Here is a 13,563-nt window from a genome sequence, read left to right as displayed (position 1 = left end):
GTCGGGCAAACTTACCCACAGGTAACGGTGAACGGAACTGTGAGCTGTGCGGGAGCGAGCGATGATCTGGGCCAGGCTGGTGCGCGGGTGGCTCCGCCTCGCCTGCCTGCTCGCTGACCCGGGCACTGCCCCCGTCATCGGTTCAGACGCGCCAGAACAGCGGAAACGACTCATCGCGAACGGACTCCGCACGCGTGAGGTCGCTGATCTCCACCGGGTTCTCGAGCTGCGAGGACCACGACTCGACGACGGACAACACCGCGGCGAGGGCCACCACGAAGCCGGCCGCCACCAGCAGGATGCCGCGAGTGATGCGACAGGGCGGACGCCCCGTGGGCTGGCCGACCACCTGACGCAGCACCGGCGCGAACATGCCGAAGTCGGCCGCGTCGCGCTGGCAGCTCTCGCACCCGGCTAGGTGCCGGGAGAAGATCACGTGCTGGGCGGGCTCGAGAACCCCGAGCACATACGCCGCTACATCACCGCACGGCCCTTCCGGGCTCGTGCGGTTTTCGTCTTTTACTACGTGCGCGTCCTCATGATGTGGTTGACGGATCACCATCTCGCTAGCTCCTGTCCTGCAGCGCCCGGCGGATCGTGTGCATCGCCTTGTACAACCGGGACTTGACGGTTCCTTCCGGGACTCCGAGAACGATCGCGGCCTCCTTCACCGTTCGTCCCATGACATACGTTTCGTAGATAGCCGAACGGTGTTCATCACTCAATTGGCGTACCACATCGGTAATGACCATCACTGAAAGTGTCTGTTCGGTGTCGTCCGGAGATTCGGCGATGTCCGGGCGAAGCAATTCCACTTCCTGCGGACGTGCCTGTCGGCTGCGCCATCCGTCGATCACAATGCGACGAGCCACAGTACAAAGCCAACCGCGCAACATCCCCGGTTCACGAACGAGATGTGCGGAGTTCTGCCAAGCCCTGATCAACGTCTCCTGAACAACGTCTTCCGTCCACTGACGGTCGTAGTTGGTCAGGCACAGGACCTGCGAGAACAACATCCGCTGGAACTGCCCGTAGAGCAGCGTGAGCAATTCCTCGTCCTGATGGGCTTGTGCGACCCTGCCCTGATCAGCCATGAAGCTTGCGCCCTCCCCAGATATCGGCGACGTGTTCGCTTCGGGCGGCAGACCTAGCGACTCGGTGGCCGAGCGTGGAATCCATTGGATCCTACATCGTGAACACAAAATCCTCTCGGGTACGTAAATCAAGTCCGAATGGTTCGCAAGTTCTACTGTGATCCACATCACATAGACATCTCCGCATGTCGAATGAACCACAGCTCCACCAGCGCGTATCTCTTTCGAAGGCAGCTCGATCGCGGGGAGGAACGGGCACTATGCGTTACCGGTTGGGCACACTGGGACAGCACGCAGCGCTGTTTACCGCCCTAGCTCTCGTATTTCTCGGGGCCGTTGTGGGAGCCGTCCCGGCAAATGCGCAGTCCACGGAAGTACAGCCGTCGGACCGCTCTTTCATGGTGTCTCTGCGCCAGGCCGACTCCTGGCTGATACCGGTGAGCAAAGAAGTGCCCACGCGCACGACGAATGCGGGCATCAGCAACGCCGGAAGGGAGATCTTCGAAGGGCACTCACGCCTCGACGTCGATCTCCTCAAAGCCGCCACCGATCTCGGCGTGGTGCTGCCGAACGACGTGAGCAGTGAACACCAGTCACTCATCAACGAGATGGCAGGACGCACTGGTGACAACCACGACCGCGCCTACGCGACGATCGTCCGGCAGGCCCAGGGCGGGCTTCTCGTAATGGCCACGCAGACGCGAGCCACAACGCAGAACACCACCATCCGCACGCTCGCCCACCAAACCCTGCAGATGCTGATCCGCACGATGACGACCCTCGAGAACACCGGTCTTGTCGACCCGTCCGCGCTCGAACTGGTGACGGCCAAGGCGCAGGTGAACGCGGTTCGGGTGATCGGCCAGAGCGTGGAACCGTCGGATCGGGAATTGCTCATTCTGCTCGCCCAGCACTCGCTGTGGCAGAAACCAGCCAGCCGCGAGAGCTCTGACCGGGCCCGCGACGCCAAGGTCCGCAAGGTCGCGGGCCAGCTCGCCGCCGAGCACAGCCAGCTCACCGCGACGGTCGCCGAATCGGCCCGGCAACTGGGCGTGGATCTCCCGTCGGAGCCGACGACCGAGCAGAAGTCGTGGGCGAACGCCGTCTCGTCCAGTTCGGGCGACGAGCTCGACCGCATGTACGCGAACCTGCTGCGAGCGGCCGACGGCTCACTCATCGTCCAGGTCGCTCAGGCCCGCGCGACGACCAAGAACCTGCCCGCCCGCACCGCCGCGCAGACCGGCCTGACCCTCCTGCTCAAGCACATGCTGCTGCTGGAGGGCACCGGCCTGGTCAAGTCGAACTCGCTGCAGATGACCGACCCGGCCATCGCCCAGCCGAAGCCCAACTCCAGTCCGCAACCCCAGCCCGACGACTCCCCGACGAGCATCGGCTTCCTCACCGGCATCGCCGTCCTGGTCGCCGCCGCCGCCGGCACCCTCTGGCTCGTCCGCGCCGTAGGCCACCGCGGCGAACACCGACGCTAGCCCCCTGCCGACCGACCCACTGATATACCGGCTGCCGCCCTCGCCAACCGATATATCACCGCCCACGCCGGCCTTAGCAATGGGTCTTTTGACGACGTCGTCAAAAGACCCATTGCTAAGGAGCAGGTCAGCGGGCTGCCGGGGTTGCTGTGGTCAAGGTTGAAGGCGAAAAGTGCCGAGCACCTCGATGCCGGTCCGCCCGCCGTCGCGGTTGTCGCGGACGACGGCGACGTGGTCGGCGTCCGGTGGTGCGGGCACCACGACGGTGAGGACGTGTGGGGCGTCCTCACTGATATATGGATCTTGGGGGAACGTTTCGACGTTGCTGCCGAGGCCCGTCCACACCGGTACGCGGTTCACGGTCCGGCCCTCGCGGTTGCGGACCTCGACGTAGTCACCGGCCTGATCTCGGGAGGCACCGACAGTTATGTCTTTCGGTACGGTTTTCGGGACGTTGACCGGGTGCTGTTCCAGCAGCCGGACGCCGTCCGGGCCGAACTCGAAGATCAGGCGGACGGATCTGGCCGGCACGCCGTCGGGCATGGCGAGCTCCTCCCCACATCGGGACACTGCTCGGGCAGGTCTCCTCTAGGAGGCATCGGCGCCGGGGCTAGGTACGTGTCGAGGTTTGTCTTGTGTCCACCCGTTCGACGGCATGCGCCTCGGTGACGTCGACCGCTTCCCACTTGTCGCCGAGCCGGTCGATCACGGCGGCCGGCACCGGTTCCGGGCGAGCGCGGTTGCGGGCGTGGATCACGTCCTTCGGCGCTTCGAGCCCGACCAGGGTGATCCGGGCGCGGTAGTCCGCGGCGAGCCCGATGCACCGCTCGCGCAGCTGCCGCGAGATGTTGGTCGCGTTCCAGACGAACCGCTCCCCCGCCCTCAGCAACGTCCGCGCCTCCTCGAACGCCGCGGCCGCCACGGCTCGTTGGTCGCCGTCAGGGGCGATGTCGAGTCGTGAACGCACCGAGTCGAGGCTCACCACCGGCCAGCCCGGCCGATGCGTGGCGATCCAGTGGTCCTTGCCGACACCTGGCAGGCCGGACAACACCGTCACCTCGACGCGCGTGTCGTCGTACGCGGCGTAGTCCGGGTCGCGGCCCGGCGTGCGGAAGTACTGGAACCGCGCGTGGTCGGACGGGAACACGCGCGGCCGATCCAGGCAGTCGCGATCGCGGCAGTACTCCTCGAACAGCGCGATGTTCTCCAGCACCGACTCGGCGTCGCCGCAGATCCGGCCGAGGATGTCGGCGCGGGCCAACGTCGCCAGGTCGTCGTTGCGCGCGAGCAGGCTCACCCGGAACGCGATGCGGTCGAGGTCCGGTCGCTCCAGCGCCCAGAACGGCACCTGGTGGTGTCGTACCAGCGCGGCGACGTGCTCGCGCCAGGCGATCGGCCGTCCCATCTCCCACAACACCTTGCGCGCCAGGAGATCCCCAGCGCGGGAATGGCCGTGCGCGGTGATCCGGCCGTCGTCGATCTGGGTGCGGAACGGCTTCGCCACGTCGTGCAGCAGGACGGTGGCGAACAACCGCACCCGGTCCGGTTCCGGACGGGCGCGCCACTCCGGCAACGACACGAGCGCCTCGCACGCCATCCGGGTGTGCGTGGCGACGTCCCCCTCGGCGTGGTGGACCGGGTCCTGGGGCACGCCCTCCAGGGCGCGCACCCAGGCGAACGCCGAGCGCACGGCGTTCCAATCGAGCGTCCACTGTGGACCAGACGGGCAGAGTGACTCAAACACGGGGCACCACCCGGTTCGGCAGGATCGGGCGGTCCTGCCAGTGACTGCCCGAGTCGAGCACGGCGGTGAGGAAGGTCGGCCGCACCCACTTGTAGCGCTCGACCGTGCGCCCGTTCTCTTCCACCTTGATGTAGAGGCCTTCCATGTCGTCGTCCGAATCCGTTTCCGCGACAACGACATCCGGGTCCTGCCCCGCCGCCCGCGCCGCCTCGACCAGGACGTCACGCCAGCCGGGCGTGCGGCAGGTCGACGGTCCGACCAATGCGGTGAGGTCCTTCACCCCGCGCAACGGCCCCTCGTGCAGCACCGGCACGGAGACCACCGGCGTACCGGAGAGCAGCCGACGACGTTCCGGTGTGGACAGGAACTCGCCGGTCTCCCGGTCGAGCAGGTCGAACTCGCAGAAGTGGTGCGGCAGCGCGTCGTAGAACACGGTGTGCTTGGCGTACAACCACTCCCCGTAGAGCACGAAGCGAGTGCCGAGCCGTTCCCACAACACGCCCTGGTGCGTCGCGGCCCACGCCTTCAACGGCGCGAACTGCCTCTCTCGAGGTCCGCCGGTCAGGAAATGGCCGCGTGACTGCAACTTCAGCGCGCCACCTGAGTCGAAGCTGATGCCCGCGTTGGCGCCGTCGAGCTTCTCCTCGACGACGAGGTGCCGTCCCGCGATCACGCGGAACGGCACCTGGTCAAGGTCCTCGTCGCCCGGTTGCAGGCGCGAGCCCTCGAGGTGGGGCGTCCGCGGATACTTGCGCAACATGCCCCGATTTGTAACCCGTTCGAGCGCCCGCTGGCGAACGGTTTACGCCTGACCGACGAACGCGGCCTTGTCGGAGTTGAAACTCGGCTCGAACACGAGCTGCATCTCACCGGGCTGCGCGCCGACGGAGTACGCGACTTCGTAGGTGTAAGTCTTGCCGGGCAACACGGTCGCCGTGTCGAGCGTTCCGCCGCAAGCGCCGCTGGTGTCGAAGATCCGCTCGGCCTTCTGCCCGTTGAACTGCGCGTCGTTGCCCAGCGACAGCAGCGCTGTCTCGAACGCGGCACTCGTCCCGTTGGTGATGGTCACCTTGAACTTCACCGCGCGGACGATGTTCGGCGGCGCCGAGTACTGGCCGGGCGTGCACGCGACGGGCGGCACGACGTCGATCGAGAGACCGTTCGCCCACGTGTGCCGCTCGCCCCAGGTCGGAGGATCGACGAGCGCGTCCGGCTTCGGGGTCTCACCTCCGACGCCGGTCTGTCCCTGGTTGGTGCCGTCGAGGATCTTGTCGAGTTCCTCGACCGCGGACTGCTGCGCCAACACGGTGAACACGATCGCCGCGACACAAAGGACAACGCCGATGATCGCCAGAACCTTGCGCGTACCGAACAACGCGATGACGCCGAGCACGAGTCCGACGACCGCGGCGATCACGGTGAGGTTGTTGAAGATGATGATCGGCGAACCGACGACACCGACGATCCCGAGGATCAACGCGGTCCAGGCGAGCGCACCGAACCTCGTGGGCTTCGGCGGCGCGACCGGAGGCGGTGCGTAGACGGGCTGCGTCGGATAGGTCATCACGGCTCCTGGCGGTTGCGATGTGTGACCACGACGTCGATCGGTCTGCTTTACCCGTTAGCCCTCAACTACAGCGTCACTCGATCGAGTTACGAGCGGCACGTCAGCCGACTTCCGTCGGTAGCGAGATGGATACGATCCGTACAGGCTTGATGGCGGATGCCATCCCTGAAAGGAACCCTGCGCATGGCACTACGATTCGTCATTTCCTTGCTCGCGGCGATCACCGCGGTGGGCGTGACGACGGCACCCGCACAGGCCGCCGTCGACTTCACCGGCACCGTGAAACTCAGCAACTGCTCCGGATCCCTGGTCCGCCTGCCCAGTTCGACCTCCACGGACAAGGCGCTCGTGCTCACGAACGGGCACTGCGTCGAACTCATGAAGGCGGGCCAGGTGATCGTCGACAAGACGGTGAAGAGGCGCACTTTCGAGTTGCTCAACGGCTCCTCCTCGACGGTCGCGACACTGAGCAGCACCAAGATCGTCTACGCGACGATGACCGGCACCGACGCCGCGTTCTACCAACTCGACTCGACCTACGGCCAGATCCAGCAGCAGACGGGGATCCGCGGGCTGGAGCTGTCGGGCACGCATCCTGTTGCCAACACGGAGATCCGCGTCGTCTCCGGTTACTGGAAGCGGATCTACTCCTGCCAGGTCGACGGCTTCGTGCACCAGCTCAAGGAAGGCGACTGGACCTGGCGCGACTCGCTGCGCTACACGCCGTCGTGCAACACGATCGGCGGCACCTCGGGCTCGCCGATCATCGACAACGCGAGCGGCAAGGTCGTCGGCGTCAACAACACCGGCAACGAGAGCGGTGGCCGCTGCACGATGAACAACCCGTGCGAGGTCGACGCCGCCGGCAAGGTCACCGTCCGCAAGGGCATCAACTACGGCCAGCAGACGTTCGACTTCCTCTCCTGCTTCAACTCCGACCGGAAGCTCGACCTGTCGCTGCCGGGCTGCAAGGTCGCCAAGTCGTAGACAGGCGAAAGCCCGGGATGCCCCTGCAGCATCCCGGGCTTTCTGCTTCTACTAACGCGCCGCGCGCACGATCAGGTCAGCCACGGTTTCCGGCTGGGACACGGCCACCGAGTGCGAAGCGTCGCGGGCCTCGACGACGGCACGGGCGTGGGCGCGCTCGGCCATCCACTTCTGCGCCGCGACCGGGATGTTCTTGTCCTTGCCCGCCACCACGAAGTACGACGGGATGCTGTGCCACGCGGGCTCGCCGGCCTTCTCGGTCAGCGCGGTGTCGTTGACCGGCCGCTGTGTCGCCGCCGCCAGTGTCGCGTCCCTGCGGGACACGTCGGCCGCGAACTGCTGCCAGTACTTGTCCTGCCCGATCACCAGGTCCTTGCTGCCGTCACCGATGTCGATGGTCTGCAGCGTGTCGCCGAGGGTGCCGCCGGGGAACTTGTTCGACAGCTCGAGCGCGCTCTCGCCCTTCTCCGGCGCGAACGCCGCGACGTAGACGAGCGACTTCACGTTCGGGTTGCCGAGCGCGGCCTGCGACGCGACCATGCCGCCGTAGGAGTGTCCGGCGAGGACGATCGGCCCGTCGATCGAGGCCAGCACCTCGCGCAGGTAGTTCGCGTCACCGGTGAGGGACCGCAGCGGGTTCGCCACCGCGACTACCGTGAATCCCTTGCGCTGTAGGCGTTCCACGACACCATTCCAGCTGGACGCGTCCGCGAACGCACCGTGCACCAGGACGATGGTCGGCTTCTTGGCGCCGGACTTCTCCGCGTCCTCCGAGGCACCCGCACCCGACGGCACGGAAGCGGCCAGGGCCAGCAGGGCTCCAAGAACGACGAACACCTTACGAACTCGCATCGGTCTCTCACTCTCGTCAGGCACCTTGATGGAGGTGCGTCGTGCTCGATTAGATCGTGCACGATGTAAGTTACCTGACGAGTTACCTCGTGTGCGATGTGTTTCAGGTCACCCGCTGGTCACGGGCATCGCGGTCAGCGTTCGGCGCCGTGCTTGACCCGGTTCAACGCCTTGCGCAGAACGGTGATCTCCTCGACCGTCATGCCCAGCGCCTTGCCGAGCTGGGTGGTCATCTCGGCACCGATCCACTGCAGGTCACGGCCCTTGTCGGTGAGCTGGACGAGCACGGAACGCTCGTCGTCGGGGTGCGTGACGCGGACCAGCAGGCCGCTCTTCTCCAGCCGCTTGATCAACGGCGACAGCGTGCTGTACTCGAGGTCGAGTTCCTGGACGAGCTCCCGGATCGGCCTCGAGTCCCGCTCCCACAGCAGGAGCATCACCAGGAACTGCGGGTAGGTGATGCCCGCCTTGTCCAGGATTGGGCGGTAGAAGCCGGTGACCGCTCGCGACGTCGTGTAGAGGTCGAAGCAGAGCAGGTCGGAGACTGTGGGGGTCTCCGTGGACGGCGCGTCGGGAGTGGTGCTCACAGCTGTCAGGCTACTCGGGGCGAACCGGCCAAGCGGCGAAGTTGGTTACGGAACGTCAACGGGATGCCGTCGGGACGCGCTGCGGTCGGCCTGGCGAGCCCCGCCCTACGACCAGGGCTCGTCCAACGCCGACGCCTCGTCACCGGCCGCGCGCAGTTCGTCGCGCACCACCCGGTAGGCGAGGCCCTCCGCGTATCCCTTGCGCGCCAACGCTCCCACGAGGCGACGGATCTTCGCCGTCTCGTCCACGCCGGACATCGTGCGCAGCCGTTTGCGGACCAGCTCGCGCGCCTTCTCCTCCTCGGCATCGCCGTCGACCGCGGCGACCGCTTCGGCCACCACCTCGTCGGCGACGCCCTTGCGGCGCAGCTCCATGGCCAGGGCGCGGCGGCCCAGGCCGTTGTAGTTGTGGCGGGAGCGCACCCACATCTCGGCGAACTCGGCGTCGTCGATCAGGCCGGCGCGGTCGAACTTGCCGAGGACGACCTCGGCGGCGCCGGCGCTGATTCCCTTGCGCAGCAACGCGTCGTGCAACTCTTGCCGGGAACGGGCGCGAGCGGTGAGCAGCGCGTAGCAGATGTCCCGTGCTTTGCGCTGCTCCTCAGCCTCGTCCAAACCTCACGACCTCTTAGAACTCGACGGGCGCGGCGGGAGCCGACTCGTCGGCGTCGAGCGTGGCGCCGATGCCGAGCTTGTCCTTGATGCGCTTCTCGACCTCGTTCGCGATGTCCGGGTTGTCCAGCAGGAACTTGCGGGCGTTCTCCTTGCCCTGGCCCAACTGGTCGCCCTCGTAGGTGTACCAGGCACCGGACTTGCGCAGGATGCCCTGGTCGACGCCCATGTCGATGAGCGAGCCCTCGCGGCTGATGCCCTTGCCGTAGAGGATGTCGAACTCGGCCTGCTTGAACGGCGGCGCGACCTTGTTCTTCACGACCTTGACCCTGGTGCGGTTGCCGACGGGCTCGCCGCCGTCCTTCAGGGTCTCGATGCGGCGCACGTCCAGACGCACGGAGGCGTAGAACTTCAGCGCCTTACCACCGGTCGTGGTCTCCGGGGAGCCGAACATCACGCCGATCTTCTCGCGCAGCTGGTTGATGAAGATCGCGGTGGTGTTGGACGCGTTGAGCGCACCGGTGATCTTGCGCAGCGCCTGGCTCATCAGGCGGGCCTGCAGACCGACGTGGTTGTCGCCCATCTCGCCCTCGATCTCGGCGCGCGGCACGAGGGCGGCGACCGAGTCGATGACCAGGATGTCGAGCGCGCCGGAGCGGACCAGCATGTCCGCGATCTCGAGCGCCTGCTCACCGGTGTCGGGCTGCGACACCAGCAATGCGTCGGTGTCGACGCCCAGCTTCTTCGCGTACTCGGGGTCGAGCGCGTGCTCCGCGTCGATGAACGCGGCGATGCCGCCGTTGCGCTGCGCGTTCGCCACGGCGTGCAGCGCGACGGTGGTCTTACCGGAGGACTCCGGACCGTAGATCTCGACGACACGACCCTTCGGCAGACCGCCGATGCCGAGCGCCACGTCCAGCGCGATGGCACCGGTCGGGATCACCTCGATCGGGGCGCGGCCCTCCTCGCCGAGGCGCATCACGGAGCCCTTGCCGAACTGCTTGTCGATCTGTGCCAGGGCCAGCTCGAGCGCCTTGTCCCGGTCGGGTGCTGCGGGTGCCATCTTGGGTCCACCTTTTGTCGTCTGCCGTTGCTTCGTCATGTTGGACCTGACGCTACTGGCGGGGTCTGACAATTTTGCGAAGCCGGGGTCGGGGCCACTGTAGCCGAACACGTGTTCGAGCACACGTGACACACCGAACCGGCAGCTCAACGCCGATTTTCAGGAATTTCGAACGCGTCGCAGACCGCGACCCAGACTTCCTTGGCGCCGAGCCCCGCTTCCAGCGCCTCGTCGGCGGTGCGCCCTCCCAGTGACGACAACACGTGGTCGCGGGCGATCATCTCGGCTCTGACCTGGCCGAACTCTCCGGCCATGAGTTTGCGGAACATGGTGATGCGCACCCGCAGACCCTAACGAACGGGCCTGCGCAGTGATGCGAAGAGGCACACGACCAGCAACGGCAGCGCGGTGAACCCGACGATCAGCCCGAGCGCCGCGTACGACCACGCCGTCACGACGATCCCCGACACGGCGCCACCAACGGCCCCGCCGACGTTCATCACCAGATCGGACAGTCCCTGCGCGGCCGGCCGGTCCTCCACCCGCACGGACTCCGTCAGCAGCGCGGACCCCGACACGAGCCCCGCCGACCAGCCGAACCCGAGCAGCGCCAGTCCCGCGGCGAGCTGCGGGGCGTCGTGCGACGGGGCCATCCCCGCGACCCCGGACGCCGCCACCACCAGCGACGCGCCGATCGCGAGCACCGGCACGCGGCCCAGCCGGTCCGCCATCCACCCGAACAACGGGCTCGCGGCGTACATCGCGGCAACGTGCAGGCTGATCACCACGCCGACCACGCGCAACGACGACCCTGCGTGGTTCATGTGCACGGGTGTCATCGACATCAGCCCGACCATCGCGGTGTGGCACAACATCACACCAACGAGTGCAAGTCGCGCCATCGGCCCGAGCGAGCCCCAGATCCGCAGCCCGCCAGGGGATCCGCTGCCTCCGGCGCAGTGCGGGGATTCAACCGGTCGGGTGCTCTTCACGACGACCAGCGGGTCCGGCCGTAGCCCGAACTGGATCACCAGCACGGCGACCCCGAGCACCAGCGCGGCCAGCAGGAACGGCCCCGCCCCGACCGGGAGGCCCAGCCAGGCCGCCAGCCGTCCGGCGGGGTCGGCGAGGTTGGGCCCGATGATCGCGCCGATCATGGCCGCCCACACCACGCGTGAGAGCTCCCGCGCACGGCGTTGAGGATCCGCCAGATCCGTTGCGGCATAACGAGCCGCATAGTTCGCGCTGGACGCCCCTCCGAACAGAAGGAGCCCTACCAACAACACTTGCCACAAACCGAAGCTCACGGCGACGGCGGCGACCAACGCACCAAGTGCGCCCATGCCGTAGCCGAGAATCAGAGCGGGCCTGCGCCCACGCCGTTGCGCGAGACGAGCACCGGGCAGGGCGAGCACCGCGGCACCGGCGACGGCGGCGGTCTGCGCAAGCCCGCCGACGGCGTCGGACCCGGACAGCGACGCGGCGATCAGCGTGCTGATCGCGAGGCCGATCGTCACCGCCGCCGACCCCAGGATCTGGGTGCCGGTCAGCACGCGGACGACCTTGCGCTGCACGCGTTCGACCTGCGGCGCGACGGTCACCATGATCGCGATGGTGGCACGCGGCGACCCGCTGCCGACAGGTCCATCAGGGGCGGTTAGTCACCCGGTTGCACGGACTTCTCGAAGAAATCGGCCATTTCGTCCGGCTTGAGCTCGTCCGCGTTCTCCTCGGCGTTCTTCGTGAGGATGCCGAACATGGGCCGGCCCTTGGCGGTGAACACCAGCACGCCGGTGCCGCTCGAGGTGGCCGCGCGGTAGTCGCCCTCCAGGCCGTTGCCGGTCCAGTCGGCCTCGACGCGGTCGGTCTGGAACGACTTCGCGATGGCGGCGGCGTTGTTCTCGGCGCCGGTGACGCTGTCGGTGAGGATGTACTGGACCGAGTAACCGTCGCGGATCGTGCAGCTGACGACCGTGCCCTTGATCTCCTCCATGCCGGTGATCTGCGCGGAGTCGGCCTTCTCGCAGCCGCCGCCGTCCGGCACGTGGCCCGCGAGCTGACGCAGGCACTTGGTGAAGCCCTGACCGTCCTGGGCCGTGTCGTCCTTGCACTCGTCCGCGGTGGGCAGGTCCGGGCCGGAGAACGCGAACACCGCGCCGATGACGCCTGCCAGCACGAGGACCGCGGCACCGACACCGAACAGGACCTTCTTGTTGTCCTTCTTCGGGGCCTGCTGCTGCGGGAAGTTCATCGGGTAGCTGCCGCTGACGTTCGGGTTCACCTGGTAGGGCCCGGTCACCGGGTAGCTGCCGCTCGCCGAGTACGGCCCGCTCACGTTCGGGTTGGGGAACGATCCGCTGACGACGGGGTTCGGGCCGCTGGCGTTCGGGTTGGGGAACGACCCGCTGATCACCGGGTTCGGGCCGCTGACGTTCGGGTTGACCGGGTGCGGGCCGGTCACGGCGGGGCTGACCGGCGCGGTCACGACCGTGGGCGGTTCGACGAACTTGGGCTTGTCGTCCTCGGGCTTGAGCGTGATCATCGCCCGGTCCACGACCTGCGCGCCGGACGCGACGATCGTCTCCGGGTGGTCGGGGTTGGTCGGGACGATGCCGACCTTCTCCGCGATGACCTGCGCGACCAGCGGCATCCGGCAGGAGCCGCCGACGAGGTAGACGTGCTCGGGCGTGATGCCGGCCTTGCGGACGGTGGAGATGAGGAGCTCGGCGCTGCGGATCAGGCTCGGCCGGATCAGCGCCTCCAGCTCGCCGCGCGTGACGACGACCTTCTCGAACGGCTCCGGCATCAGCACCTCGACCTGGGGCAGCTCGGAGAGGTCCTCCTTCGCGAGCCGCAGCTCCTCACGCAGGCCGAGGCGGGCGCGATGGTCGTCGACGGTGGTCGGCCGCAGCAGCCGCTGCCAGCCTGCCGGGTCCTTGTGCGAGACGCTGCGGCCGATGTGTTCCAGCAACGCCTGGTCGATGTCGAGACCGCCGACGTCGCTGAGGCTGCCGTCGGCGAGGATGCGGTGCTGGGAGTCGAGCATGGAGACGTCGAACGTGTCGGCGCCGAAGTCGTAGACCGCGAGCGGGCGGCCGCCGCCGAGCGAGGCCACCGCGATGGCCTCGGGAACGGGCACCAGCTCGCCGGTCATGCCCGCGAGCCTGGCCGAGGACAGCAGCTTGTTGCGCCTGCTCGGGCCCCATTCGGCGGGGTGCGTCAGGCGGATCTCGTCGAGCCCGGCGTCACCGAGCAACGGCGTGACGGCTTCCATCACGCGCGCGTAGATGGCCGCGAGCGCGTCGTTGACCGGCAGGTTCTGCTCGCCGAGCTTGATCGTCGCCTTGTCGATGTGGCGCTTCGGGTTCGGCTCGTAGCGCGACGGGTCCTGACGCGACCGCCGCTCGGCTTCCCTGCCGACGCGCAGGGTGCCGTCCTCGTCGAGGTAGACGGACGAGGGCATGGTGGGCCCACCGTCCACATCCACCACACCGTGGTCGGACAGCACCGCAACCGTGTTGGCGGTGCCCAGGTCGACGGACAGGACGCGCACCGTGCTCCCCTCGAAGG

15 protein-coding genes are annotated in these 13,563 nt (G+C 67.5%); 2 read left to right on the top strand and 13 right to left on the bottom strand.

What is annotated here, in order from left to right; genetic code table 11:
- Window positions 1–142 precede the first annotated feature (142 nt).
- Together G7043_RS28810 and G7043_RS28805 are read right to left on the bottom strand one after the other, a co-directional pair.
- Complete coding sequence (locus tag G7043_RS28810) at window positions 143–466, bottom strand: hypothetical protein (protein ID WP_313888118.1); 324 nt, start codon at window positions 464–466, stop codon at window positions 143–145.
- Between the two features lie 100 nt (window positions 467–566).
- A complete protein-coding gene (locus tag G7043_RS28805) occupies window positions 567–1,094 on the bottom strand; it encodes a sigma-70 family RNA polymerase sigma factor (RefSeq protein ID WP_166050799.1) in 528 nt (175 codons plus the stop codon).
- 185 nt (window positions 1,095–1,279) lie between these two features.
- Between G7043_RS28805 and G7043_RS28800 the strand changes: the two genes are divergently transcribed.
- Window positions 1,280–2,581 (top strand): DUF4142 domain-containing protein, encoded by a 1,302-nt coding sequence (locus G7043_RS28800; RefSeq protein WP_313888117.1) that lies wholly within the window; start codon window positions 1,280–1,282, stop codon window positions 2,579–2,581.
- Window positions 2,582–2,734: 153 nt separating this feature from the next.
- Here the strand turns inward: G7043_RS28800 and G7043_RS28795 are convergent, their stop codons facing one another.
- The 4 genes from G7043_RS28795 to G7043_RS28780 all read right to left on the bottom strand — a co-directional run bounded on the left by G7043_RS28795 (window position 2,735) and on the right by G7043_RS28780 (window position 5,889).
- Window positions 2,735–3,124 carry a hypothetical protein gene (locus G7043_RS28795; RefSeq protein ID WP_166050795.1) on the bottom strand — a complete coding sequence of 130 codons (390 nt, stop codon included), beginning with the start codon at window positions 3,122–3,124 and terminating at the stop codon, window positions 2,735–2,737.
- Between the two features lie 67 nt (window positions 3,125–3,191).
- Window positions 3,192–4,325: an AAA family ATPase gene (locus G7043_RS28790; protein WP_166050793.1), complete on the bottom strand. Its 1,134-nt coding sequence runs from the start codon at window positions 4,323–4,325 to the stop codon at window positions 3,192–3,194.
- On the bottom strand, window positions 4,318–5,085 hold the full coding sequence (locus tag G7043_RS28785) for an RNA ligase family protein (RefSeq protein WP_166050791.1): 768 nt from the start codon (window positions 5,083–5,085) through the stop codon (window positions 4,318–4,320). The genes G7043_RS28790 and G7043_RS28785 overlap by 8 nt, the downstream gene beginning before the upstream one ends.
- Before the next feature lie 42 nt (window positions 5,086–5,127).
- Window positions 5,128–5,889 (bottom strand): hypothetical protein, encoded by a 762-nt coding sequence (locus G7043_RS28780; protein ID WP_166050789.1) that lies wholly within the window; start codon window positions 5,887–5,889, stop codon window positions 5,128–5,130.
- A gap of 186 nt (window positions 5,890–6,075) precedes the next feature.
- On the opposite strand from G7043_RS28780, the gene G7043_RS28775 reads away from it, so the two are divergent.
- Entirely contained in the window at window positions 6,076–6,879 is an 804-nt protein-coding gene (locus tag G7043_RS28775; protein WP_166050787.1) for a S1 family peptidase, read from the top strand.
- Window positions 6,880–6,930: 51 nt separating this feature from the next.
- Here the strand turns inward: G7043_RS28775 and G7043_RS28770 are convergent, their stop codons facing one another.
- From G7043_RS28770 to G7043_RS28740, 7 genes are all read right to left on the bottom strand, one after another.
- Complete coding sequence (locus G7043_RS28770; RefSeq protein ID WP_166050785.1) at window positions 6,931–7,731, bottom strand: alpha/beta fold hydrolase; 801 nt, start codon at window positions 7,729–7,731, stop codon at window positions 6,931–6,933.
- A 134-nt stretch (window positions 7,732–7,865) separates the two neighbouring features.
- Window positions 7,866–8,318, bottom strand: a complete 453-nt coding sequence (locus G7043_RS28765; protein WP_166050783.1) for a MarR family winged helix-turn-helix transcriptional regulator — start codon at window positions 8,316–8,318, stop codon at window positions 7,866–7,868.
- A 105-nt stretch (window positions 8,319–8,423) separates the two neighbouring features.
- On the bottom strand, window positions 8,424–8,933 hold the full coding sequence (locus G7043_RS28760) for a regulatory protein RecX (protein WP_166050780.1): 510 nt from the start codon (window positions 8,931–8,933) through the stop codon (window positions 8,424–8,426).
- Between the two features lie 13 nt (window positions 8,934–8,946).
- Complete coding sequence (recA, locus tag G7043_RS28755) at window positions 8,947–9,993, bottom strand: recombinase RecA (RefSeq protein ID WP_166050778.1); 1,047 nt, start codon at window positions 9,991–9,993, stop codon at window positions 8,947–8,949.
- A 146-nt stretch (window positions 9,994–10,139) separates the two neighbouring features.
- Window positions 10,140–10,334 (bottom strand): DUF3046 domain-containing protein, encoded by a 195-nt coding sequence (locus G7043_RS28750; RefSeq protein ID WP_166050776.1) that lies wholly within the window; start codon window positions 10,332–10,334, stop codon window positions 10,140–10,142.
- 9 nt (window positions 10,335–10,343) lie between these two features.
- Entirely contained in the window at window positions 10,344–11,597 is a 1,254-nt protein-coding gene (locus G7043_RS28745) for an MFS transporter (protein ID WP_166050774.1), read from the bottom strand.
- Between the two features lie 53 nt (window positions 11,598–11,650).
- The gene (locus G7043_RS28740; RefSeq protein ID WP_166050772.1) at window positions 11,651–13,546 is read right to left on the bottom strand and encodes an Hsp70 family protein; all 1,896 of its coding nucleotides are present in this window, start codon (window positions 13,544–13,546) and stop codon (window positions 11,651–11,653) included.
- Window positions 13,547–13,563 lie beyond the last annotated feature (17 nt).

Origin of the sequence: Lentzea alba (assembly GCF_011067745.1) — a bacterium.
Classification (GTDB): Bacteria; Actinomycetota; Actinomycetes; order Mycobacteriales; family Pseudonocardiaceae; genus Lentzea; species Lentzea alba.
Note: the sequence above shows the minus strand (reverse complement) of the source record. Positions and strands in the feature narration are given on the sequence as shown.

Coding starts and splice junctions, on each gene's coding strand:
- G7043_RS28795 (WP_166050795.1), bottom strand. CDS start 3,124: ATGCCCGACGGCGTGCCGGCCAGATCCGTCCGCCTGATCTTCGAGTTC.
- G7043_RS28800 (WP_313888117.1), top strand. CDS start 1,280: ATGTCGAATGAACCACAGCTCCACCAGCGCGTATCTCTTTCGAAGGCA.
- G7043_RS28775 (WP_166050787.1), top strand. CDS start 6,076: ATGGCACTACGATTCGTCATTTCCTTGCTCGCGGCGATCACCGCGGTG.
- G7043_RS28745 (WP_166050774.1), bottom strand. CDS start 11,597: ATGGTGACCGTCGCGCCGCAGGTCGAACGCGTGCAGCGCAAGGTCGTC.
- G7043_RS28780 (WP_166050789.1), bottom strand. CDS start 5,889: ATGACCTATCCGACGCAGCCCGTCTACGCACCGCCTCCGGTCGCGCCG.
- recA (WP_166050778.1), bottom strand. CDS start 9,993: ATGGCACCCGCAGCACCCGACCGGGACAAGGCGCTCGAGCTGGCCCTG.
- G7043_RS28805 (WP_166050799.1), bottom strand. CDS start 1,094: ATGGCTGATCAGGGCAGGGTCGCACAAGCCCATCAGGACGAGGAATTG.
- G7043_RS28785 (WP_166050791.1), bottom strand. CDS start 5,085: ATGTTGCGCAAGTATCCGCGGACGCCCCACCTCGAGGGCTCGCGCCTG.
- G7043_RS28770 (WP_166050785.1), bottom strand. CDS start 7,731: ATGCGAGTTCGTAAGGTGTTCGTCGTTCTTGGAGCCCTGCTGGCCCTG.